Source organism: Brevundimonas faecalis, from assembly GCF_040549405.1.
Lineage (GTDB): Bacteria > Pseudomonadota > Alphaproteobacteria > Caulobacterales > Caulobacteraceae > Brevundimonas > Brevundimonas faecalis.
The window spans coordinates 109,519-131,398 of the sequence record NZ_JBEPTF010000004.1; the positions used below are offsets into that span (position 1 = coordinate 109,519).

The window sequence follows — 21,880 nt, forward strand, 5'->3', positions numbered from 1 at the left end:
CTTGCCCCAGCTTCCCCTGCCCCCCGGATCGACCCTCGGCGTCCTCGGCGGGGGCCAGTTGGGACGGATGCTGGCCCAGGCCGCTTCGCGCCTGGGCTTCGACGTGGTGATCCTGGACCCCGAACCCGACTGCCCCGCCGCCCGCGTGGCCCGCGCCCAGATCACCGCCCCCTATGACGACCCTGACGCGCTTCAGGCCCTGGGCCGCCTGTGCGACGTCGTCACCTTCGAGTTCGAGAACGTCCCCGCCGCCTCGGTCGAGACCCTGGCCGAGGCCGGCGCCCTGGTCGCGCCGGGGCCGACGGCCCTGTCCGTCGCCCAGGACCGGGTGGACGAGAAGACCTATCTGAACGCCGTGGGCGCTCCGACCGTGGCCTTCGCCGCCGTGACGACTCTGGACGACCTGACCGCCGCCGTTGAAACGCTCGGCCTGCCCGCCCTGCTGAAGACCCGGCGCGAGGGCTATGACGGCAAGGGCCAGGTCTGGATCCGCGACGCCGCCGACGCCCCGAGCGCCTTCGACGCCATCGGCCGCCTCCCCGCCGTGCTGGAGGCCGCCGCCGTCTTCCAGCGCGAACTGTCGGTCATCGCCGCGCGCGGCCGCGACGGCGTCGTGGCCGTCTATCCCCTGGGCGAGAACGTCCACAGGAACGGGGTGCTGAAGACCACCACCGCCCCCGCCGCCGTCGATTCCGCCACCCAGGAACGCGCCGAACAGATCGCCGCCGCCGTACTGGACGGCCTCGACTATGTCGGCGTCATGGGCATCGAGCTGTTCGACATGGGACCCGATGCCGAAGGAAAGCCCGAGTTGCTGGTGAACGAGGTCGCCCCGCGCGTCCACAACACCGGCCACTGGACTCAGGACGGCTGCGTCTGCGACCAGTTCGAACAGCATGTCCGCGCCGTGGTCGGCTGGCCCCTGGGCCCGACCGAGGCTCACGCCCGCATCGAGATGACCAACCTGCTGGGCGACGAGGTCGCGGACTGGCCCGCCCTGGCCGCCGAACCCAAGGCCCGCCTGCACCTCTACGGCAAGCGCCAAGCCCGCGCCGGGCGCAAGATGGCGCACGTGAATCGCATCCTCTGACCCCTCTCCCGATGGGAGAGGGAGTTACGCCTTCGCGCCGTATCTCATGCGGCCGAGCATGTCGGTGATCGTGCGCACCGGGGCGTCGAAATCCTTGCCGGCCTTCCATTTCTCGAAGGCCATGACGTTGTCGATGCGGCGGGCGACGAAGGCTTCGGCCGCCTCGCGGCCGTCGAACCAGCGCATGGTCAGGGCGGGAATCAGGATGCCGCCCAGAATCGCCCGCTTGGAATAGTGATTCTGGTCCGTGGCCGTGTCGCCGGCCCAGCGCCACAGGTGGTCGGCCGTCTCCCACGCCAGCTTGAAGCCCAGGTCGACATTGGTCGGCAGGCTGAGGAAGCCCGCGCAGCGCTTGCAGGCCTCCAGGTCCTGGGCGCCCGCCTCCATCCGGGCCGAGACGGCGGCGGCGATTCGCTCGCGAATCTTCATCGTGGCGGCGGGCGTGGCCTCCAGGGCCTGCAGGGCGCGGGCGTCGTGACGGCGCGACAGCAGGGCCGCCAGGTCGCGCGGGCCGTTGGGCAGAAGCAGTTCCTGATCCCCCAGGGACAGGCCCCTGGCCTCGCAGGCGGCGCGGGTCAGGCGGGCGTTCCAGCCCAGGACGGGCGCGCGTTCCAGGGCCGCGTCCAGAACGGCCTGTTCGGTGCGCTCGGCCCAATCGCCTTTGGGAGCAGTCTCGGCGGTCTCGGTCATGGGCGGCAGGATACGCCCATCCGGCGGGCGTTTCGAGCCATCACGATTGGGCGCGACGATCTGGACACGGCCCCGCCGATCATGTATCAGCGCGCCTTCACTCGGGAGGCCTCCTCTCGGGCGTGGTTTTGTTTTGTCTGCCCGTCTCCCTTGGAAAGGACGCGGCGGGCGGCCAAAGGAGAGAGACCCCTGGTTCAGATTTTTGTCCGCGACAACAATGTCGATCAGGCGCTGAAAGCCCTGAAGAAGAAAATGCAGCGTGAAGGCAGCTTCCGCGAAATGAAGCGCCACGTGCACTTCGAAAAGCCGTCGGAAAAGCGCGCCCGTCAAAAGGCCGAGGCTGTCCGCCGCGCCCGCAAGCTGGCTCGCAAGCGCGCCCAGCGCGAAGGCCTGCTGCCGGCCCCGAAGCCCCGCGGTCGTTAAGACCGGCCTGCGGCTGAAAAGATCAAAGGCCCGCTCCGGATGACCGGAGCGGGCCTTTTCTTTTGCCTGAAACCCTAGAAGACGCCGACGGCCGCGTCGGCCCAGATCAGCAGCACGGCCCCCAGGAGCAGGCCGCCCAGCAGAAGCCGCAACCGCAGGCTGCGCGTCCGCCAGGCGATCAGTTCGAACATCAGTCCGGCCCCGACCAGCAGCACGCCCGCGAACAGGAAGTCGGCGGCGCCCCAGGCCACTTCGTCGGTAAAGCGCATGGCGATCAGCGGCGCCGCCAGAATCGCTGCGATTCCGCCCCACAGCCCCAGACGCCAAAGGCCGGTCGTCCGGCGGCTCATCGTCTGCATCATCCTGCTTCTCCTGAAAGGATCGAAGCCCGCCCTATGGGTGCGTCGGGTCCATCCTTCATGCAAGGCCCAAGGATTTTCGATGCAGGTCGGTTGCCGCCCTCACCGCCCCGCGACGGCGCCGATGAAGCTCTTCCAGCTCAGCTTCACGTCGGACAGGGCGCCGGCGCGGAAGGCGCGGCCCGCCGCCCAGACCATGACGGCGGCGAACAGGAACATGCCGACCAGGCCGCCGACGATCTCGATCAGGGGCGGTCCGCTGGGGGCGCGGGCGGCCATGACGAAGGGGGTGAAGGGCGGGATCAGGCTCATGATCTTCACCACCATGGCGTCGGGGGTGCGGATCGCCATCTGCATGACCAGGATCGGCACGATCAGCACCATCATGATCGGCCCCATCAGGGTCTGGGCGTCGCGCGGCGTGTCGCAGAAGGCGCCGATGGCCGCGAACAGCACCGCATACATCAGATAGCCGCCCACCAGGAACAGCAGGAAGTAGACGAACAGGCCGTCGGTCAGCAGCACCAAACCGACGTCCCGCGCCATCTCGGGCATGGCGGCGATCAGGCCGACGGCGCCGATGCCGCCCCAGGCCAGCAGGATGGCCAGGGTCAGCAGGGCCACGCCCAGCACCTTGCCCGCCAGGATCTCTGTCGCGGAAGCCGAGGACAGCAGGACCTCCAGGATCTTGTTCGACTTCTCCTCCATCACGCTGTTCAGCAGGATGGAGGCGCCGGTGATGATCAGCGACCAGAGGATGAAGCCGACCGCCAGACCCACCACCACCGGCAGCTTGTCGCGGAAGGACACCTCGCCGCCCGACACGGCGCGGGGCGAGAAGACCGACACCTCGGGACGGAAGCGCTCGGCCTGGGTCACGACGGCGGGGTCGATCCCGCCGGCGACGAAGACCCGGCTGCGGTTGGCGCCCTTCAGGGCCTCGCGAACGGCGTCCTCGACTACGTCGTCGGTGGCGCGATGGGCCCAGACGCGGGCGGCGGGCTTGCCCTCGGCCTCGGTCAGGAAGACCACGGCGTTCAGGCGCTCGGCCTTGGGCGCGTCGTCGCCGACATAGCGGCGGGCCAGGGCGTCGCGCGCCTCGCCCGGGGCGGCGGCGGCCAGGTCGGCGGGGGTCTTCACCAGCTCGAACGACCGCCTGGGCGTCTTGAAGCCCTCGGCGGCGCGCGGCGCCTCGGTCTTCAGGGCGGCCAGTCCGGCCGCGAAGCCGTCGCGCTCGGCGATCTGGCGCACGCGATCGCCCCCGGCCGGTCCGGCCTCGGGCACGGCGGCCATGCGCAGGGCCGCGATGTCGGCCCGGGTCTGTTCGGCGGCCAGGGCCTGGCGCACGGCCTCGGCGACGCCGGAGCCGGCGGGCGTCTCGTCGACGACGGCGACGGCGCGCATCGGCTCGGCGTGCTTCATCAGGGCCGGCAGGGCGCCGCCCAGGACGGCGAACAGGGGGAAGGCCAGAAGCGACAGCCAGAAGCCGACCGTCTTGGCGTAGGCCAGGAATTCGCGGCGTGCGATCAGGAGCATGCGGCTCATCGGGCGGCCTCCGCCTTCGTGTCGTTCTTGGAGACGGACTGGTCCTCGTCCGGATGGTCGCCGGTCAGGGCGATGAAGGCGTCATGCAGGGTCGGCTCCTTCATCTGGAAGCGCCGGACGTCCAGCCCGCCCAGGAAGGCGGCGCGCAGGGCGGCCTGGGCCTCGGCGCCCGGGGTCAGGCCGACCCGCAGGGATCGCACCCCGCCCTCTTCGGCCAGGGTCTCGACGCCGTCGACGCCCGGCAGGGCCGCCACGGCGTTCAGGTCCAGCGCGCCCTCCAGCTCCAGGAAGCGGGGCGAGGTCGCCCGCGCCTGGTCCACCGTGCCCTCGAACGCCTTACGGCCCCGGGCCAGCAGCACCACCTTGTCGCACAGGCGTTCTGCATGCTGCATGACGTGGGTCGAGAAGAGCACCGTCGCCCCGTCGGCGGCCAGGGCGCGGATCATGGCCTCCAGCCCCTGCTGGTTCATCGGGTCCAGGCCGGAGAAGGGCTCGTCCAGGATCACGAACTCGGGTTTATGCACGACCGAGGCGATCAACTGGACCTTCTGGGCCATCCCCTTGGACAGCTCCTTCATCTTCTTTTTCTGCGCCTCGCCCAGGCCCATCTGGATCAGCATCTCGCGGCCGCGACGGCGGCCTTCGGGCAGGGGCAGGCCCTTCAGGCCGCCGAAGAAGGCGATGGCGTCCACCGGCGTCATCTTCTTGTAGAGGCCGCGCTCCTCCGGCAGGAAGCCGATGCGGTCGCGCACCTTGCGCCCGTCATCCTCGCCCAGGATGTCGATGCGGCCGCTGGTCGCCGGCTGCAGGCCCAGGATCATCCGCAGGGTCGAGGTCTTGCCCGCCCCGTTCGGCCCCAGGAAGCCGCAGATGCTTCCCTTCTCGACCTCGAAGCTCAGGTCCGACACCGCCTGGAAGGCGCCGTACCTCTTGCTGACCCCGTCCAGCCTCAAAGCCGCTGTCATGTCTTCGCCCTTCGTCTTGGAGACGAAATCTAGCGGCGAGGCGGGCGCCATGGAAAGGGAGTTTTACATTACGAATTCGTCATGATCCGGGGGCGGCAGATCGGGCATCCGGGTCTTCACGTTGAAGCTCTGGCCCACGACCTTGGCCGGATTGACCTGGATTCCGTCGCGGCGCACCTCGAAATGCAGGTGCGGGCCGGTCGAATAGCCGGTGGAGCCGACAAGGCCGATCCGCTCGCCCGCCGCGACGACCTTGCCCGTGTGGACGTCGATGCGGCTGAGGTGGCCGTAGAGGCTGCTCATGCCGTTGGGGTGCTTCACCTCGATGAAGTTGCCGTAGCCGCCAGCCTGGTAGCCGGCGCGCACCACCTGGCCCTCGGCCGTCGCATAGACGCCGGTTCCCTTGGGCGCCGCGATGTCCACGCCCTTGTGCGCCCGGGCCTTGGCCTCGATCGACAGCTTGCGCAGGCCGAAGGGGGAGTTGATGCGATAGCCCTTCAACGGGGCCTCGAAGACGATCTTGCGGGTGACGGGCCCGGCGGGACGAGCGACCGCCGTGACGGGCGGCGGGGCGGGAACCGACAGGTCGTCGGCCGGCGGCGGCGCCCCGACCGCGCCCAGGGGGGCGGCGGCCATGGCCAGAAGGGCGGTGGCGGCCACGACGCCGGTCTGGCCGAAACGAACGACATACGGCCGGGCGGCCGTGGGAATGAAACGCATGCTGCGGACACAGCTCCTGACGCTCATGCTGAGCAGGAGAAGCCGTCATGATCACGCCGGACAGGCGGCGTGGATGGCGAGATAGTCGATCGCCGACGGCCGATTTGACCGTCCTTTGCAATTACACCGGGACCTGAATGGGGCGCCGAAGGGGCGACACGGCGTCGCACGGGGGGAACTGCCGCCAAAGCCCCCCCTCAAGGGTGCGGCGAACTCCTCCCCCGCCTGCGGGGGAGGGGGACCACGGAGTGGTGGTGGGGGCGAGCCACAGATGCAACGCGCAATCTGTTTCCATCGCCGCGTCGCCCCAAACGCAGAAACCGGCGCCCGATCCTTCGCCCCCTCCACCATGCTTCGCATGGTCCCCCTCCCCCGCTTCGCAGGGGAGGAGTTCGTGTGCGTAAAGCGCGCCTACAGCGGCAGGGTCAGTTGCACGGCGCCCATGTGGCTGTCGGCCTGGTCGCCGAAGCGGCCCTTGTAGCCGATGCTGACCTTCAGGCGGTCCATCACCCTGCCCTCCAGCCCCGCAGACGCCAGGAACTGGCCGCCGAAGGGCAGTTCGACCTCGCGCGCCAGGACGTGGGCGGGATTGCCCGCGATGCCCGTGCGCACGGCGTCGCTGTCGTCGCTGAGGCTGTCGCGGTAGCCGCCCTCGACATAGAAGCGGACGCGGTCGCTTCCGCCCTCGGCGCGGACGGCCAGCTCGGCCGTCAGGGCCTGGACCGAACGGTCGCCGTAGGCGTACTGCGCCGCCGGCCCCTGCTCGTCGAAGCCGTCCACGTCGCTGTTGATCCAGGCCAGGGCCGCGCGCGGCGAGACGCCGAAGCCGCCCATGTCGAACCACATGCCGCCCTGCACCCGCGCCCCGGTCGAGACGCCCCGGGTCGAACCGGTGTGGACGATGGGCGCCAGGCTGGTCAGACGGCTGACGTCGTCGAAGTCGTCCTGGGCCACGCCCGCCGCCGCGTTGACGAACAGGTTCCCCGACCGCCAGCCGCCGTAGACGTCCAGTCCGAAGCTGTCGACCTCGGCGTTCAGGGCGCCGGCGTCGACGTCCGCATTGCGATAGGAGCCCGCCAGGCCGAAGCGCAGGCTTTCGGTCCCGCTCTCCAGGGCGATGCGCACGCCGTAGCCGTCGGACTTGGCCTCCCCGATCGCGCCGCGCGCGTCCGTCTTGGTCCGGTCCGCCAGGGCGCCGACCGAGATGGCCGTGCCCGCCGTCCAGGCCTCGCGGCCCGACAGGGCGGCGGTCGAGCCGTCCAGGGCGTCCTCGCGATGGCGCCAGGCCGTCTCGCCCAGGACAGCGGTCTGGCTGCCCAGGTCGCCGTAGTAGAGGTAGTCGGTCGCCAGGCGCGCGATCACGGCATGACCCTTGGCCGTCGGATGGACGCCGTCGAAGTAGAAGTAGTCGTCGGGATTGGCGCAGACCGTGACGCCGTTGAAGCAGGCCTGGGTCACATTGCTTACGCCGAAGGCCGTGGGGTTCCCTGCGATGACGTCGCCGACCTTGAACAGGTCCATCATGATGATGTTCGTGCCCGGCCGCGCCGCCGCCGTAGTGGCCAGACCCGTCAGCAGGGCGCCGTTGAAGGTGGTGACGGCGTAGTCGGCCAGGGGCGCCGCCGGGGTGTTCCGGAACTGGGGCGTCAGGCTCAGCTTCGGCAGGTTGGTGACGAGAACCGTCCCCGCCCCGGCCTGGGCCACGGCGTTGACGATGAAGTTGACGTCCGTCGCCGCCGACTGGGCGACCGGCGCGATGGCGCCCTGCGGATTGGCGGAAGCGCCCGCCGCCGGCAGGCCCTGGAAGATGTTGTTGGCGCCGCCCAGGATGCTGACCAGGTCATTGGCCCCGAAGGTCCCGCCCCGTCCCTGATACTGGGCCAGTTGGACGCGCATTCCCGGCGGCGACGCCTGGCTGTCGGTGCGCGCGCCGCCGAAGGCGTAGTTGATGCTGCCCGTCACCGGTCCCATGAAGTTGGCGGTGTTGAAGCCCAGGCGCTCGGTGAAGACCGGCCCACTAGAGAAACGGCCCTGCCAGTAGGGCGGTGAGGCGGGCGTGGTCCCGCCGCTGGCCAGACGCAGATTGCCGTTGTCCGACAGGCTGTCGCCGAAGACGACCAGGCGGTTGTAGGTTTGCGCCCCGGCGGCGCCCGCGGCCGAAACGGCGGCCAGCGTCAGGGCCGCCAGAGCGGCTCCGCGAAGAAGACGAGACATCGGTGTTCCTCCCTCGACCGTCAGTATGCGGTCGTTATCGGGAGGATGCGCCGCTTTGCCGTCAGCGCAAGATGCCCCAAGGGAAGCTGAACAGCGATCAGTGAAGCATTCTGAACCGCACTGTGCCCGGCAGGTCACGCAGGACCTTCAGCACCTCGGGGTCGTAGTCGCGATCGACGTCGGTGATGACGTAGCCGGTGCGCTCGTCCGTCTTCAGGTGCTGGCCCAGGATGTTGAGCCCCGCGTCCGACAGGGCGCGGTTCAGTTCGGCCAGGACGCCGGGCTGGTTGCGGTGGATGTGCAGCAGGCGGTGGGCCCGCGACACCTCGGCCAACTGCACGTTCGGCAGGTTGACGCAGAAGGTGGTGTCGCCCCGGTTCATGTAGCCCAGCAGGCGTTCGGCCGCGAACTCGGCGATGGATTCCTGCGCCTCCTCGGTCGAGCCGCCGATGTGCGGGGACAGGATGACGTTCTTCAGTCCGCGCAGGGGACTGTCGAAGGGGTCGGAATTGGTGCGCGGCTCTTCCGGGAAGACGTCGACGGCGGCGCCGGCGACCCGGCCCGACCGCAGGGCCTCGGTCAGGGCGTCCACGTCCACCACATGACCGCGCGCCAGGTTCAGGAACAGGACGCCGGGCTTCATCCTGGCGAACTGGGCGGGGCCGATGATCAGGCTGTTCTCCTTGCGGCCGTCGACGTGCAGGCTGATCACGTCGGCCTCGGCCAGCAGCGCATCCAGGGAGCGCATGCGCCGGGCGTTGCCCAGGGCCAGCCGTTCCGACAGGTCATGGAAGACCACCCGCATGCCCAGGTTCTCGGCCAGGACCGAAAGCTGGCTGCCGATGGCGCCGTAGCCGATGATGCCCAGGGTCTTGCCGCGCAGTTCGTGCGATCCGGTCGCCGACTTGTTCCACTCGCCCCTGTGCATGGCGGCCGACTTGTCGGCCACGTCGCGCATCAGGACGATGGTCAGGCCGATGGCCAGCTCGACCACCGAGCGGGTGTTGGAATAGGGGGCGTTGAACACCGCCACGCCATGGGCGGCCGCGGCCTCCAGGTCGATCTGGTTGGTGCCGATGCAGAAGGCGGCCACGGCCAGCAGGCGGTCGGCCTGTTCCAACACGCGAGCGGTGACGTTGGTCTTGGAGCGGATGCCCAGGACGTGCACCCCCTTGATCGCCTCGATCAGGTCGTCCTCGTCCAGGGCGCCCTTGACCGTCTCGACGGAATAGCCGGCCTCCTCCAGCCGCTCGACGGCGGCGGGGTGGATGTTCTCCAGCAGCAGCATGCGGATGCGGTTGCGCGGATAGGACCAGCGCCCGGCCACGCCCTCGACGAACAGGACCTCGTCCAGGGAGGCGGCGACGGCGTCGGCGACCTCGACCACCTTCGGGCGGCTGACCACCTCGGTGAAGGCGTGGAAGCGGTCGGCGGCGCCGGCCAGCTTGACCTCGGCGTCGGTCCAGCCGTCGCCGACCATGACCACCGGTCCCGCCAGGTTCAACGCCCGGATCACCTCGGGCTTGCCGCCGGCGCGCGACAGGGGGTTGGCCTCGTCCACCCCGACGACCCGGTCTTCGTCGTCATAGACCAGGTCGTTGGCCAGGACGTGATCCGGAGCGATCCCCAGCCGCTCGGCCAGGGGGGCGATCACCTCGCGGAAGCCGCCGGACAGGATGTAGACCCGCTCCGCATGACGCTCGAAGAAGTCGAGGTTGCGGCGAATGGAGGCCGTGGCCTCGTCCAGGATGCGGTCCGTCAGGGCCTCGACATGGCTTCGCTTCAGCGACAGCAGCTCCAGCCGCCGACGCAGGGCGTCCTCGAAGGCGACCTGGCCGCTCATGGCCTGGTCGGTCAGGGCGGCGATCTCGGCCTTGCGCGCCGCCGCGTCGGGCGCGTCCGACAGGGCGATGTCAGCGAGCGCTTCCAGCGTCTCGACGCGCACCAGGGTGGAATCGAAGTCGAAGATGAAAACGGGCGAAGTCATGCCCCGCACCTAGCCGACCTTCGCAGTTGCAGCAATAAAAAGGGGCGCCTCAGCGCCCCTTTCCGCACGATTTTTCCAAAAGCGTCACAGCTTGCCCATGCCGCCGCGGCGACGGTTCTCGAGCGCCGCCGCGCCCACGGCGGCGGCGATGGCGGCCACGGCCAGCAGGGCGCCGCCCTCCTTGGCGTGATCGCGAGCGAAGTCGCCGGCGTCCTCGGCGTAGCGACGGGCCTGCTTGGCGTAGCGGCGCATGGGCTTGCGCGTCTTCTTGCGGGAGCGGCGCAGCCACTCCTCCGCCCTCGCCCGGGCCTCGTCGCCGAACCGTCCAGCGCGATCCCCGGCGTAGCCGCCCAGGTCGGCCGCCCTGTGGCCCAGGTCGTCGGCGCCGTGACGGACGCCGCGCGCGATGTCGTCGAATCTCTGGCGCAGGGCCTCGGCGTCGAACCAGCCGCGCGGGCTCATCCGCTCGCGGATGCGCTCGTACCGGGTCGGACCGGTGCGCTGATTGAGAAGGATGGTCGCCAGGCCGATCCCGGCCAGGACGGCGACCACGCCCACGGCGATCCCGGGATGCTTGCGGACCTCGTCCACGGCGTTGAACTGCTGAACCATCGGCGGGAAACCTCTTTTCTACGGAACGTCGTCGTCATGACAGGAGCGAACCGGACGCCCGGAGGTTCCTTCACAAACGGCCAAGCTGCAAGGCTTCGCCCCGGTCCTGCGTCCTTGTTCCGCGCCCCTTACAATGCGGGCGAGGCCTCCCTATGTTGCGCCGCTTCCGACAGTTCGCCTCCAGATTTCAGGATCACCGCCGTGACCGATCACGCGCCCGCCGCCTCGCTGACCGACAACCTCGCCGCCGCCTTCCAGATCGAGGGCTGGCCCGTGCGCGGCCGCCTGGTCCGCCTGGGCGAGGTCGTGGACAGGATCCTGTCGGCCCACGACTATCCCGAACCGGTCGCCGCCCTGCTGGGCGAGGCCTGCGTCCTGGCCGCCATCGTCGGCTCGGCGCTGAAGTTCGAAGGGCGGCTGATCGTCCAGGCCCAGGGCGACGGCCCGGTGCGCTATGTCGTGGCCGACTACGACACGGCGGGGACCCTGCGCGGCTTCTGCCGCTTCGATCCCGACGAGGTCGCCAAGGCTTCGGAGGGCTTCGCCCGGCCCGGCGCACAGACCCTGCTGGGCAAGGGGGTCTTCATCATGACCATCGACCGGGGCGAGGACTTCGAACGCACTCAGGGCATCACCCCGATCGAGGGCGAGAGCCTGTCGCTGTGCGCCGAGCACTACTTCACCCAGTCGGAGCAGGTGCCGACCAAGGTGCGTCTGGCCGTGGGTCAGGCGACGACCGAGGTCGGGACCGCCTGGCGCGCGGGCGGGGCCATGATTCAGGTCATCGCCGGCGACGAGGCCCGCGGCTCGACCGAGGAGGTGTGGGAGCGCACTCGCGCCCTGTTCGCCACCCTGGGCGACGACGAGCTGATCGATCCGACCATCAGCCCGGAAACCCTGCTGTTCCGCCTGTTCCACGAGGACGGGGTGCGGCTGGAGGGCGCCCAAGGCCTGGCCGCCGTCTGCCGCTGCTCCAAGGAGCGGATCGTCGCGGTCATGCAGTCCTTCCCTGCGGAGGACCGCGCCGAAATGATCGAGGAGGACGGCAAGATTCGCGCGACCTGCGAATACTGCTCGACCGTCTATGAGATCGATCCGAGCGAGATCGAACAGCCGGTCGCCTAGGCCCGTCCATGGGTCCGGGTCCTAGACCAGCATGAAGATCGCATTGCCGTAGTTGTGCAGGAGGATCGGCAGCAGGACGCTGCCGGTCTTCTCGCGCAGCCAGACCAGCAGCAGGGCCGCTCCTCCTGTCGAGACCATCAGCAACGGCTCGAACGTGAAGCCGCCGTCCGCATAGCCCAGGGCATGGGTCAGGCCGAACGCCAGCGACGACAAGACCGCGCCCCAGCCCATGGGCGCGCCCAGGATGCGCACCGGCCTGCCGAAGGCCTCGTTCAGCATCAGCAGCAGCACGCCGCGATAGAAGAGCTCCTCGTCCAGTCCCGGCATGGTCAGTTGGAAGGCCAGGCTGTCGAGATCGAACCCCTGCCCCGGGAAATAGAGCGCCAATCCCAGGAAGAGGGCGACCAACAGTCCGGACAGAACCAGGGCGCCCGTCAGGCCCCGACGATCCTGCTTCAGCGTCAGGCCCGCGCGCCGCCAGCCGATGATCGGCAGGCCGGCCACGACCAGGGACAGCAGGACGGCCATCGCCTTGCCCTCCCAGTTCCAGTCCGACGAACCGAACGACAGGGGGATATGGCCGTAGCCGCGCGTCAGCACGGCGTCATAGACCGCCGTCAGCAATAGGGCCGCGATCAGCCAGGCCCACTGCACGCGGCCCTTCATCAGGATCGCCGCCAGAAAACCGCCCAGGGCGACGGCGCCGACCCATCCGAACATGGCTATGACTGCGTCAGGCATGGCCCCTCTCCCCATGATTTCTCATCATGAGGCGGCGCGACCCGGCTACAGATGCGGATGACCGAAATTTAACGCGCCGACCGTCGCCGGCGCGCCCGGCCTAGTTGTTCAGGTCCAGCGAATAGCCGGCCGAGCGGACGGTGCGGATCGGGTTGACCGTGCCTTCGACGTTCAGCGCCTTGCGCAGGCGGCCGACGTGGACGTCGACGGTGCGGGCCTCGACATAGACGTCCGAGCCCCAGACGGCGTCCAGCAGTTGTTCGCGGCTGAAGACCCGGCCCGGATGCTTCATCAGGTGGTCCAGCAGGCGGAACTCGGTCGGGCCCAGGTGGACCTCCTTGCCCGCGCGCCGGACGCGGTGGGCGACGCGGTCGATGACGATGTCGGCGTGGTTGATGCGGTCGTCGGCCAGGCCCGGACGGATGCGACGCAGGACGGCGCGGATGCGGGCCGTCAGCTCGGTCATCGAGAAGGGCTTGGTCATGTAGTCGTCGGCGCCGGTGTCCAGGCCGCGCACGCGGTCCGTCTCCTCGCCCCGCGCCGTCAGCATGATGATCGGCATGTTGCGCGTCTCTGGCCGTCCGCGCAGGCGGCGGCAGACCTCGATGCCCGACAGCTTGGGCAGCATCCAGTCCAGCAGGACCAGGTCGGGCAGACGTTCGTCGACCTGCAGCAGCCCCTCCTCCCCGTCGGCGGCCACGGTCACGTCATAGCCTTCCTTTTCCAGATTGTACTGGAGCAGGGTGGCCAGGGCGTCCTCGTCTTCCATCACCAGAATATAGGGTTGCACGTCAGGCTCTCCGGTCGGTCGAAGTCGTCAGCTTGCAGCAGGCAGGCGGTCAGTCCGCCGCCGAGTCGGTCGGCGACAGATGGGGGGTGGGCGTGGCTTCCTCGCCCGGTCCGGGGACGGCCTTGGGCCGTTCGCCCAGCAGGTCCTCGCCCGTGATCTCATAGTAGACGGTCTCGGCGATATTGGTCGCGTGGTCGCCGATCCGCTCCAGGTTCTTGGCCATGAACAGCAGGTGGGTGCAGGCCGTGATGGTGCGCGGGTCGCCCATCATATAGGTCAGCAGTTCGCGGAACAGGGCGTTGTAGTGCTCGTCCACCTCGTCGTCGGTGCTCCACACCGACTGGGCGCGCTCGACCTCCGAAGCCGTGTAGGCGTCCAGCACGTCGCGCAGGCGGGTGGAGACCAGGCGGCCCATCCGCTCGATCGAGCGGGTCAGCACCTGCATCGGCTCGCCCTCGGCCAGGATCAGGGCCCGCTTGGCGATGTTCTTGGCCAGGTCGCCGGTCCGCTCCAGATCCGAGGCCAGCTTCATGGCGCCCAGAGTCCGGCGCAGGTCCGAGGCCACCGGCTGGCGCAGGGCGATCAGGCGGATCGACTTCTTCTCGATGTCGCGATGCAGGGCGTCCAGGCGGCTGTCGCGCTCGATCACCGCCTTGGCCAGGGCCACGTCGCGACGGGCCACGGATTCGATGGCGTCCGCCACCTGGGCCTCGGCCAGGCCGCCCATGCGGACGACTTCGGCCGTCAGCTGGTTCAGCTCGTCCCCGTAGGCCTTGACCGTATGCTGGTTCATCGTCGGGTCCTCAGCCGAAGCGGCCGGTGATGTAGTCGAGCGTGCGGCGCTCGCGCGGGTTGGTGAAGATTTCTTCGGTGTCGCCGGTCTCGACCAGCTTGCCCATGTGGAAGAAGGCCGTGCGCTGCGACACGCGGGCCGCCTGGGCCATGGAGTGGGTGACGATGACGATGCAGTAGCGCTCGCGCAGTTCGTCGATCAGTTCCTCGATCTTGGCCGTGGCGATCGGGTCCAGGGCCGAGCAGGGCTCGTCCATCAGGATGACTTCCGGCTCGACCGCGATGGCGCGGGCGATGACCAGACGCTGCTGCTGACCGCCCGACAGGCCGGTGCCCGGCGAGTGCAGGCGGTCGGCGACCTCGTCCCACAGGCCGGCGCGCTTCAGCGCCTTCTGGACGATGTCGTCCATCTCGCCCTTGGACGAGGCCAGGCCGTGGATCTTGGGTCCGTAGGCCACGTTCTCGTAGATGGACTTGGGGAAGGGGTTCGGCTTCTGGAACACCATGCCGACCTGGGCGCGCAGCAGCACGGGGTCGATCTTGCGGTCGTTGATGTCGCCGCCGTCCATCTCGATCTCGCCGGTGACGCGGCAGCCGGGGATGGTGTCGTTCATGCGGTTCATCGTCCGCAGGAAGGTCGACTTGCCGCAGCCCGACGGGCCGATCAGGGCCGTGACGGTCTTGTCCGGAATATCCAGGGAGACGCCGAACAGGGCCTGCTTCTCGCCGTAGAAGACGCTGACGTCGCGCGCGGCGATCTTGACCGGGCCGAGCGGCGCGGAGGCGTGGGCGCCGACGGTCGGGGCGACCATGCCGGGAGTTCCGGCCTCGGCGGCGGAACCGCCTCCGGCCTGGCCTTCGGGTGCGCGGAAGATACGGGACTTCATAGGATTACCACCGGCGTTCGAAGCGCCGACGCAGCAGGATGGCGGCGGCGTTCATGACGATCATGAAGGCGAGGAGCACGAGGATGGCGGCGGCGGTCCGCTCGTGGAACGCGCGCTCCGACGCGTTCTCCCAGATATAGATGAGGGACGGCAGGGCGCCGACCGGCTCGTCGATGGCGTGAGGCACGCCCGGCACGAAGCTGATCATGCCGATCAGCAGCAGGGGCGCCGTCTCGCCCAGGGCGTGGGCCATGGCGATGATGGCGCCGGTCATGACGCCCGGCATGGCCAGGGGCAGGACGTGGCCGAACACCGTCTGGGTGCGGCTGGCGCCCATGGCCAGGGCGGCCTCGCGGATCGAGGGCGGCACGGCCTTCAGCGACGAACGCGTGGCGATGATCACCGTCGGCAGGGCCATCAGGGCCAGGACCAGACCGCCGACCAGGGGGCTGGCGCGCGGCAGGTGCATGAAGTTGATGAAGAGGGCCAGACCCAGCAGGCCGTAGACGATCGAGGGCACGGCGGCGAGGTTGTTGATATTGACCTCGATGATCGCCGTGATGCGGTTGCGCGGCGAATATTCCTCGAGCCAGACGGCGGCGCCGACGCCGACCGGAATGGCGATCAGGGCCGTGACCAGCAGCATCAGGGCCGAACCGACCACGGCGCCCAGCAGGCCCGCCAGTTCCGGCTGGGTCGAGTCGCCCTTGGTGAACAGGGCGGTGTTGAAGTGGGCGCGGATTGAGCCAGAGGCCTTCATCCGGTCCAGCCAGGCCATCTGTTCGTTGCTGACGCGGCGCTGATCCTCGGGCGTGGCCTTGGTGATCTCGCCTTTCAGATAGAGGTCGGCGTCGTCCGACAACGGCGCGACGACAGGCACGGTCTGGCCCAGCAGGCCGGGCTGGCGCGCGATCATGTTCGCCGCCTGGAACTTCAGCTCCGAGGAGAAGAGGGCTTTCATGGCCGCGGCCTTGGAGCCCTGGGCGTCGTCCTGGACCCCCAGGCGGCGCAACTGCTGCTCGGCGACGATCTGCTCGAAGTTCGCGCCCTGCGGATAGGAGCGGTCGATGCGCGACGCGTCCATGTAGACCGGCAGGGTCACGCTGTGGGTGTAGAAGGCCGTGCGGCCCTGCATGATGATGCTGCCCAGCAGGATCACCAGGAAGACCAGGGCGAAGCCGATGGCCGCCCGGCCGTACCACTTGAAGCGGGTCTCGCGCCCATAGCGGCTGCGCAGGCGGGCTTTCAGGCGCTGGGTGCGCGGGCTGACGCCGGTCGAGGGAGAGGCGGCGTCAGTCATACTGTTCCCGATAGGCTTGCACGATGCGCATGGCGACGATGTTGAGCAGCAGGGTGACGACGAACAGGGTCAGGCCCAGACCGAAGGCGGCGAGCGTCTTGGGGCTGTTGAACTCCTGGTCGCCGGTCAGCAGGGTGACGATCTGCACGGTGACGGTCGTGACCGTCTCCAGCGGGTTCAGCGTCAGGCGGGCGGCCAGGCCGGCGGCCATGGTCACGATCATGGTCTCGCCGATGGCGCGCGAGATCGCCAGCAGGAAGGCCCCGGCGATGCCCGGCAGGGCGGCCGGCAGAAGCACCTTCTTGACCGTTTCGGACTTGGTCGCGCCCATGGCGTAGGAACCGTCGCGCAGGGACTGCGGCACGGCGTTCATGATGTCGTCGGACAGGGAGCTGACGAAGGGGATCAGCATGATCCCCATGACCGCGCCCGCCACCAGGGCCATCTGGTTCTGGACCAGCAACAGGTACTGCCCCAGCCCGTCCAGCGGACCGCCGGCCAGCATGGCGCCGATGGAGTTGAAGAAGACGCGGAAGGCCGGTCCGACCGTCAGGGCGGCGAAGAAGCCGTAGACCACGGTCGGCACGCCCGCCAGGACCTCAAGCAGCGGCTTGACCACGGCGCGGGTGCGGCGACCGGCGTACTCCGACAGATAGATGGCCGAGAACAGACCGATCGGACCCGCCACCAGCATGGCGATGATCATGATCAGGAAGGTGCCCGCGAACAGGGGCACGGCCCCGAAGGCGCCGGACGAGCCGACCTGGTCGGCGCGGATCGCCATCTGCGGGCTCCACTTGGTCCCGAACAGGAACTCCGTGATCGGCACGGAGGAGAAGAAGCGCAGGCTGTCCCACACCAGGGAGAAGATGATGCCCACGGTCGTCAGCACCGCCACGGCCGAACAGGCGAACAGGACGACGCTGATCCAGCCCTCGACCTTGTTACGCGCGCGCAGGTCCGGACGGATGCGGGTGAAGACGAACAGGCCGCCCAGGACGGCGGCGATCAGGGCGGCGACGCCCCCGCCCCAGTTCAGGGTCGACTGGATGCGATGGGCGCGACGCCCCTCGGCCGGAAGCTCCTCGGCGAAGGGGGCGGGCCAGATCTGCTGGGCCTCAAGCCCGTGGCCGATGCGGCGCGCGTCGGAGAAGAAGGCCTCGCGACGGAAGGGCTCCAGCTGCGTCACGCTGTCCGGCGCGCCGGCCGCCAGCATCTGCCGCTCCAGCGGGGTCGAGAAGATGGAGGCCGCCGCCAGGACGGCCAGGGCCGGGACGCCGACCCAGATCAGGGCGTAGAAGCCGTGCTGTCCGGGCCGCGAGTGCGAACGGACGCCGGCGCCGCGACGCGCCGCCAGGCCGCGCCCGCCCAGATAGGCCAGCACGGAAAAGGCGATCAGCAGTAACAGGAAAATCCAGAGCATCCGGGTCCGTGCGCGCGTGAATCAGAACGCGCCGGGTCCGGTGCGTTTCGGCCCGGAAACTGCCTGCGATTGGCGAGCGGATTACGACGGCTGCGTGACAGTTCTGTTACGGCGTAGGTCCGCCTGTGGATTCCATCGTTCGCGCAGGGGCGACGGGGAAGCAGGCGGCGAAGATCGCCCCCTGGCCCAGGGCGCTGTCCACCGTCAGCCCGCCCCTGTGGCGGATGATGATGTGCCGCACGATGGCCAGGCCCAGGCCGGTGCCCTGACGCTCGCCGCTCTTCTGGCCCTCGACGCGATAGAAGCGTTCCGTCAGGCGCGGCAGGTGCTCGCGCGCCATGCCCGGCCCATGGTCGCGCACCGTCACCACGGCGTAGCGCTGGCCCGCCTCGCGGTCCGGGGTGGCCAGGGACAGGCGCGTGCCCTCGGCCATGCGGGCGGTCATGGCCTCGTCCAGGGTGCGGTCGCGCTCGATCGTCAGTTCGACCGTCCCGCCGTTGCTGGAATATTTCAGGGCGTTGTCGATCAGGTTCTGGATCACCTGGACGATCTCGTCGCGGTCGCCGGAGACAGAGGCCCCGCCCTGCCCCAGGTCCGCCCGGATGGTCACGCCGCGCTCGCGTGAGAGGACGCTGACGGCGTCGACCACGTCGGAGGCCGCCCGCGACAGGTCCACCCGTCCCTGGGGCGCGATGTGCTCGTTCAACTCGATCCGGCTCAACGACAGCAGGTCGGCGACCAGGCGGCCCATGCGGTCGGCCTGGATGGCCATGATGTCCAGGAACTTGTCCCGTGCTTTGGGATCGTCCTTGGCGTGGCCCTTCAGGGTTTCGATGAAGCCGGACAGCGAGGCCAGGGGCGTGCGCAGTTCGTGGCTGGCGTTGGCCAGGAAGTCGACGCGCATCATCTCCATGCGCCGGGCGTCGGTCTCATCGCGCAGCGCCAGAAGGGCGATCGCCCCCGCGCCCCAGCTGTAGGCGTCGCGGGCGGGCAGAGGACGCACGACCGCCCGCCAGTGCCGCTCCTGCGCCCCGCCCCCGACATAGTCGACCGTGCCGCCGACGCCGCCGAAAAGGGCCTCGTCCACCGCCTCCAGCACCTTGGGATCGCGGATCACCGAGACCAGCAGGGCTCCGCCCGCCCCGCCGAGACGAAACAGCTCGCGCGCCGCCGCATTGGCCAGGACGATGCGGCGGCCGGCGATGTCGTCGGCCTCTCCGCCGCTGACGATCAGGACGGGGTCGCCCAGGGCCTCGAAGACGTCGGCCAGCAGGCTGGCGTCCGGCGTCAGGTCGCCCGCCGCGGCCGCCTCGATCTCGGCCACGCTCAGGGGCGCCGGGGGTCGACGGTTCACCAGCCAGGTCGCCACGGCCACCGCCGCCCCGCCCGCCGCCAGCCATCCGGCCAGTTCAGGCTTCATCACCGCCAGGGCCGCCATGACCAGGATCGCCACGCCTCCGCTGGCGCCTGCGGTCCACAGACGGGACGAGGCGGTCGGAGCGACCGGCGACGGCGAATGCTCATAGGGCATGGAAAGCGACGTTATCCCATTATTCAGCGACTGCGGATATTCTAAGCGCGACTCGTGTCGACGGCCGCCCGCAACCGAACCTCGCGCATAGCCTAGTTTGTTCACCGATTTGCGGCAGTCTGCATCAGTCCGGAGGGCTTGCGACGTGAACACCATACTGAACTGCCTGGTTCAGCAACATGATTGGCGGATCCTACCGCTCGCCGTCCTCGTCTGCGCCTTCAGCCTGCTGGTGGCCCTGTCTCTTTATAGTCGGGCGCGGCACGTGGCCCGACGGTCGCGGCGGGCCTATCTGATCGCGACGCCCCTGGTGGCGGGACTGGGCGTCTGGACCACCCACTTCATCGCCATGAAGGCCTATGAGGTCGGGGTTCAGATCCGCTACGACATACCGCTGACGGCGGGGTCCCTGATCATCATCGTCCTGGCCTTCGCCGCCGCCATCCACCTGGCCCTGGTCGAGAACAGCCGGCTAGCCCATGTCCTGGCCGCCCTGACCTGCGGCGCCGGGGTGGCGGCCATGCATTTCATCGGCATGGCGGCCCTGCGCATCGAAGACGCCGTCATCCACTGGAACATTCCTCTGATCGTCCTGGGGATCACGGGCGGCATGGCCCTGATCGGCGGAGCCGGCGCCCTGCCGCGCCGGATGGGGGTCAAGCGCCTGTTCCTGGGCGCGGCCCTCGGCGCCCTGGGGGTCTGCTGGCTGCACTTCACCGCCATGAGCGCAGTGGCCCTGCACCCCGTGCCCGGCGCCCACATGCCGCACGGCGGCGCGGCCGAAGCCACGATGACGGTCTGGCTGGCGGTCAGCGTCGTCCTTCTCGCCATGATCGCGGCCTTTCTGGGCGGCATGGTCTGGTGGGCGCGCCACAGTTCGCTGGGTCAGATTCGCGAGGCCATCGACGCCATGCCCGACGGCCTGGGCCTGTTCGATTCGGACGACCGCCTGCTGATCTGGAACCGCCGCTTCGCCGCCGTGAACCATGAGGTCGCGTCAGTGCTGAAGGTCGGGGTTCCCTTCGTCGACATCCTGCGCGCGGGCGCGCGTTCCGGCTTCTATCCCTGCGCCGAAGGTCGGGCCGAGGAATGGATCGAGGAGCGCATGGCGCACCGCCGCCACCCGACCGGCGCCATGGAACAGAGGATCGGCGACCGCTGGCTGCTGGTCCAGGACCGCAAGACGGCCGGGGGCGGCACCGTCACCGTCTGCACCGACATCACCGACATGAAGCGCGACGCGGCCGACCTGGCCGAGGCGCGCGACGCCGCCGACGCCGCCAACCTGGCCAAGAGCCGCTTCCTGGCGAACATGAGCCACGAGATCCGCACGCCCCTGAACGGCGTCATCGGCGTGGCCCAGACCCTGTCCGGCACCACGCTGGATCCGCGCCAGCGCGAGATGCTGGACCTGATCCAGGCCTCCAGCCACACGCTTCAGGCCCTGCTCAGCGACATCCTGGACCTGGCCCGGGTCGAGTCCGGCCGGTTGCAACTGTGCGACGAGCCCTTCGACTTGGCCGCCACCGTAGAGGAGGCCGGCCGCCTCTACGCCTCCGCCGCGCGCGAGAAGCACCTGGACTTCTCGGTCAATATCTCGCCAGAGGCCCGGATCTGGGTACGCGGCGACGCGGTGCGGCTGAAGCAGGTCCTGACCAATCTGGTGTCCAATGCGGTCAAGTTCACCTCTTCCGGCTTCGTCAGCCTGACGGTCCAGGCCGGACTGCGCGACCTGCATTTCGTCGTGCGCGATTCCGGCATCGGCATCAGCGAGGAAGCCCGCGCCCGGCTGTTCGGCCGCTTTGAACAGGCCGACGGCGACATCACCCGCCGCTTCGGCGGCTCGGGCCTGGGGCTGGCCATCTGTCGCGAGCTGGCGGACATGATGGGCGGCGCCCTGGCGTGCGAAAGCGCGGCGGGACAAGGCGCGGCCTTCATCCTGACCCTGCCGCTGCGCATCGTGGCCGAGCCGGAGGCGCCGACGCCCGCCGCCCCCGCTGCGGTCGACGCAGTCGCCGAAACGCCGCGACGCCTTCGCATCCTGGCCGCCGACGACCACCCCACCAACCGCCGCCTGATCGAGATGATCCTGGACCCGATGGACTTCGACCTGGTCACGGTCGAGAACGGGGCCGAGGCGGTGGAGGCCTTCGACCGCTCGCGCTTCGACCTGGTCCTGATGGACATGCAGATGCCGGTCATGGACGGCCTGACCGCCACGCGGGAGCTGCGGCGGTTGGAAAGCGAGGCCGGACGGCCGCGCGTCCCGATCATCATGCTGACGGCCAACGCCCTGCCCGAACACGTGACGGCCGGCGCCGAGGCGGGCGCCGACCGTCATCTGGCCAAGCCGTTCAATGTCGAGACCCTGACGGCCCTGGTGCAGGAACTGGCCGCGACGGCGCCCCAGACCGCCTTTCAGGCGGCCTGAGGCGCGCGCTCCCCTCCCCTATTCGTAGCCGTGGGCCGCTTCGTTGATGACCTGGCTCGGCATGTTGGAGAAGTCCACGGTCAGGGGGCGCGAGGCCTTGGACTGGAAGGTCTTGATGACGTGCTCCAGCCGACGGCGCACTTCACGTTCGCCCTCGCCCGATCCGTCGAGCCCCAGGGGGGCCAGACAGAAGTCGATGATGGCCTGGGGTCTGCTCAGCGGTTCCATGTCTTTTCCTTTCCTGTGTGGCGTGGA

General features: G+C 69.4%; 20 protein-coding genes. 4 read left to right on the forward strand and 16 right to left on the reverse strand.

The window, feature by feature from the left end:
* Position 1: 1 nt before the first annotated feature.
* The gene (locus ABIE19_RS13870; protein WP_354089806.1) at positions 2-1,090 is read left to right on the forward strand and encodes a 5-(carboxyamino)imidazole ribonucleotide synthase; all 1,089 of its coding nucleotides are present in this window, start codon (positions 2-4) and stop codon (positions 1,088-1,090) included.
* Between the two features lie 24 nt (positions 1,091-1,114).
* Here the strand turns inward: ABIE19_RS13870 and ABIE19_RS13875 are convergent, their stop codons facing one another.
* Complete coding sequence (locus ABIE19_RS13875; RefSeq protein WP_354089807.1) at positions 1,115-1,780, reverse strand: COQ9 family protein; 666 nt, start codon at positions 1,778-1,780, stop codon at positions 1,115-1,117.
* A 189-nt stretch (positions 1,781-1,969) separates the two neighbouring features.
* On the opposite strand from ABIE19_RS13875, the gene rpsU reads away from it, so the two are divergent.
* Positions 1,970-2,203 carry a 30S ribosomal protein S21 gene (rpsU, locus tag ABIE19_RS13880; protein ID WP_167177709.1) on the forward strand — a complete coding sequence of 78 codons (234 nt, stop codon included), beginning with the start codon at positions 1,970-1,972 and terminating at the stop codon, positions 2,201-2,203.
* A gap of 74 nt (positions 2,204-2,277) precedes the next feature.
* Here the strand turns inward: rpsU and ABIE19_RS13885 are convergent, their stop codons facing one another.
* From ABIE19_RS13885 to ABIE19_RS13920, 7 genes are all read right to left on the reverse strand, one after another.
* On the reverse strand, positions 2,278-2,565 hold the full coding sequence (locus tag ABIE19_RS13885) for a hypothetical protein (protein WP_354089808.1): 288 nt from the start codon (positions 2,563-2,565) through the stop codon (positions 2,278-2,280).
* A 99-nt stretch (positions 2,566-2,664) separates the two neighbouring features.
* Positions 2,665-4,107, reverse strand: coding sequence for an ABC transporter permease (locus ABIE19_RS13890; RefSeq protein ID WP_354089809.1), 1,443 nt, complete (start codon positions 4,105-4,107; stop codon positions 2,665-2,667).
* On the reverse strand, positions 4,104-5,072 hold the full coding sequence (locus tag ABIE19_RS13895) for an ABC transporter ATP-binding protein (protein ID WP_354089810.1): 969 nt from the start codon (positions 5,070-5,072) through the stop codon (positions 4,104-4,106). The genes ABIE19_RS13890 and ABIE19_RS13895 overlap by 4 nt, the downstream gene beginning before the upstream one ends.
* A 63-nt stretch (positions 5,073-5,135) precedes the next feature.
* On the reverse strand, positions 5,136-5,792 hold the full coding sequence (locus ABIE19_RS13900; protein ID WP_354089811.1) for a M23 family metallopeptidase: 657 nt from the start codon (positions 5,790-5,792) through the stop codon (positions 5,136-5,138).
* A 411-nt stretch (positions 5,793-6,203) separates the two neighbouring features.
* Positions 6,204-8,006: an autotransporter domain-containing protein gene (locus ABIE19_RS13905; protein WP_354089812.1), complete on the reverse strand. Its 1,803-nt coding sequence runs from the start codon at positions 8,004-8,006 to the stop codon at positions 6,204-6,206.
* 97 nt (positions 8,007-8,103) lie between these two features.
* Positions 8,104-9,993 carry a phosphoglycerate dehydrogenase gene (gene serA, locus ABIE19_RS13910; RefSeq protein WP_435521152.1) on the reverse strand — a complete coding sequence of 630 codons (1,890 nt, stop codon included), beginning with the start codon at positions 9,991-9,993 and terminating at the stop codon, positions 8,104-8,106.
* A gap of 84 nt (positions 9,994-10,077) precedes the next feature.
* Positions 10,078-10,605 carry a hypothetical protein gene (locus tag ABIE19_RS13920; protein WP_354089813.1) on the reverse strand — a complete coding sequence of 176 codons (528 nt, stop codon included), beginning with the start codon at positions 10,603-10,605 and terminating at the stop codon, positions 10,078-10,080.
* Positions 10,606-10,806: 201 nt separating this feature from the next.
* Between ABIE19_RS13920 and ABIE19_RS13925 the strand changes: the two genes are divergently transcribed.
* Positions 10,807-11,730, forward strand: coding sequence for an Hsp33 family molecular chaperone (locus ABIE19_RS13925; protein ID WP_354089814.1), 924 nt, complete (start codon positions 10,807-10,809; stop codon positions 11,728-11,730).
* Positions 11,731-11,751: 21 nt separating this feature from the next.
* Here ABIE19_RS13925 and ABIE19_RS13930 read toward each other — a convergent pair whose 3' ends face one another.
* From ABIE19_RS13930 to ABIE19_RS13960, 7 genes are all read right to left on the reverse strand, one after another.
* Positions 11,752-12,471, reverse strand: coding sequence for a CPBP family intramembrane glutamic endopeptidase, BDIM_20840 family (locus ABIE19_RS13930; protein WP_354089815.1), 720 nt, complete (start codon positions 12,469-12,471; stop codon positions 11,752-11,754).
* Between the two features lie 100 nt (positions 12,472-12,571).
* Positions 12,572-13,261, reverse strand: a complete 690-nt coding sequence (gene phoB / locus ABIE19_RS13935) for a phosphate regulon transcriptional regulator PhoB (protein ID WP_354089816.1) — start codon at positions 13,259-13,261, stop codon at positions 12,572-12,574.
* A 49-nt stretch (positions 13,262-13,310) separates the two neighbouring features.
* A complete protein-coding gene (gene phoU / locus ABIE19_RS13940) occupies positions 13,311-14,054 on the reverse strand; it encodes a phosphate signaling complex protein PhoU (RefSeq protein WP_354089817.1) in 744 nt (247 codons plus the stop codon).
* 10 nt (positions 14,055-14,064) lie between these two features.
* Positions 14,065-14,865 carry a phosphate ABC transporter ATP-binding protein PstB gene (gene pstB, locus ABIE19_RS13945; RefSeq protein ID WP_354090091.1) on the reverse strand — a complete coding sequence of 267 codons (801 nt, stop codon included), beginning with the start codon at positions 14,863-14,865 and terminating at the stop codon, positions 14,065-14,067.
* A gap of 79 nt (positions 14,866-14,944) precedes the next feature.
* On the reverse strand, positions 14,945-16,240 hold the full coding sequence (gene pstA, locus ABIE19_RS13950) for a phosphate ABC transporter permease PstA (RefSeq protein WP_354089818.1): 1,296 nt from the start codon (positions 16,238-16,240) through the stop codon (positions 14,945-14,947).
* A complete protein-coding gene (gene pstC / locus ABIE19_RS13955; RefSeq protein ID WP_354089819.1) occupies positions 16,233-17,663 on the reverse strand; it encodes a phosphate ABC transporter permease subunit PstC in 1,431 nt (476 codons plus the stop codon). Before pstC ends, pstA begins: the two co-directional genes overlap by 8 nt.
* Positions 17,664-17,769: 106 nt before the next feature.
* Positions 17,770-19,194 (reverse strand): sensor histidine kinase, encoded by a 1,425-nt coding sequence (locus tag ABIE19_RS13960; protein WP_354089820.1) that lies wholly within the window; start codon positions 19,192-19,194, stop codon positions 17,770-17,772.
* Positions 19,195-19,339: 145 nt separating this feature from the next.
* Here ABIE19_RS13960 and ABIE19_RS13965 point away from each other — a divergent pair, with 145 nt between their 5' ends.
* A complete protein-coding gene (locus tag ABIE19_RS13965; protein WP_354089821.1) occupies positions 19,340-21,625 on the forward strand; it encodes an ATP-binding protein in 2,286 nt (761 codons plus the stop codon).
* Between the two features lie 18 nt (positions 21,626-21,643).
* Here ABIE19_RS13965 and ABIE19_RS13970 read toward each other — a convergent pair whose 3' ends face one another.
* The gene (locus ABIE19_RS13970; RefSeq protein WP_354089822.1) at positions 21,644-21,853 is read right to left on the reverse strand and encodes a hypothetical protein; all 210 of its coding nucleotides are present in this window, start codon (positions 21,851-21,853) and stop codon (positions 21,644-21,646) included.
* Positions 21,854-21,880 lie beyond the last annotated feature (27 nt).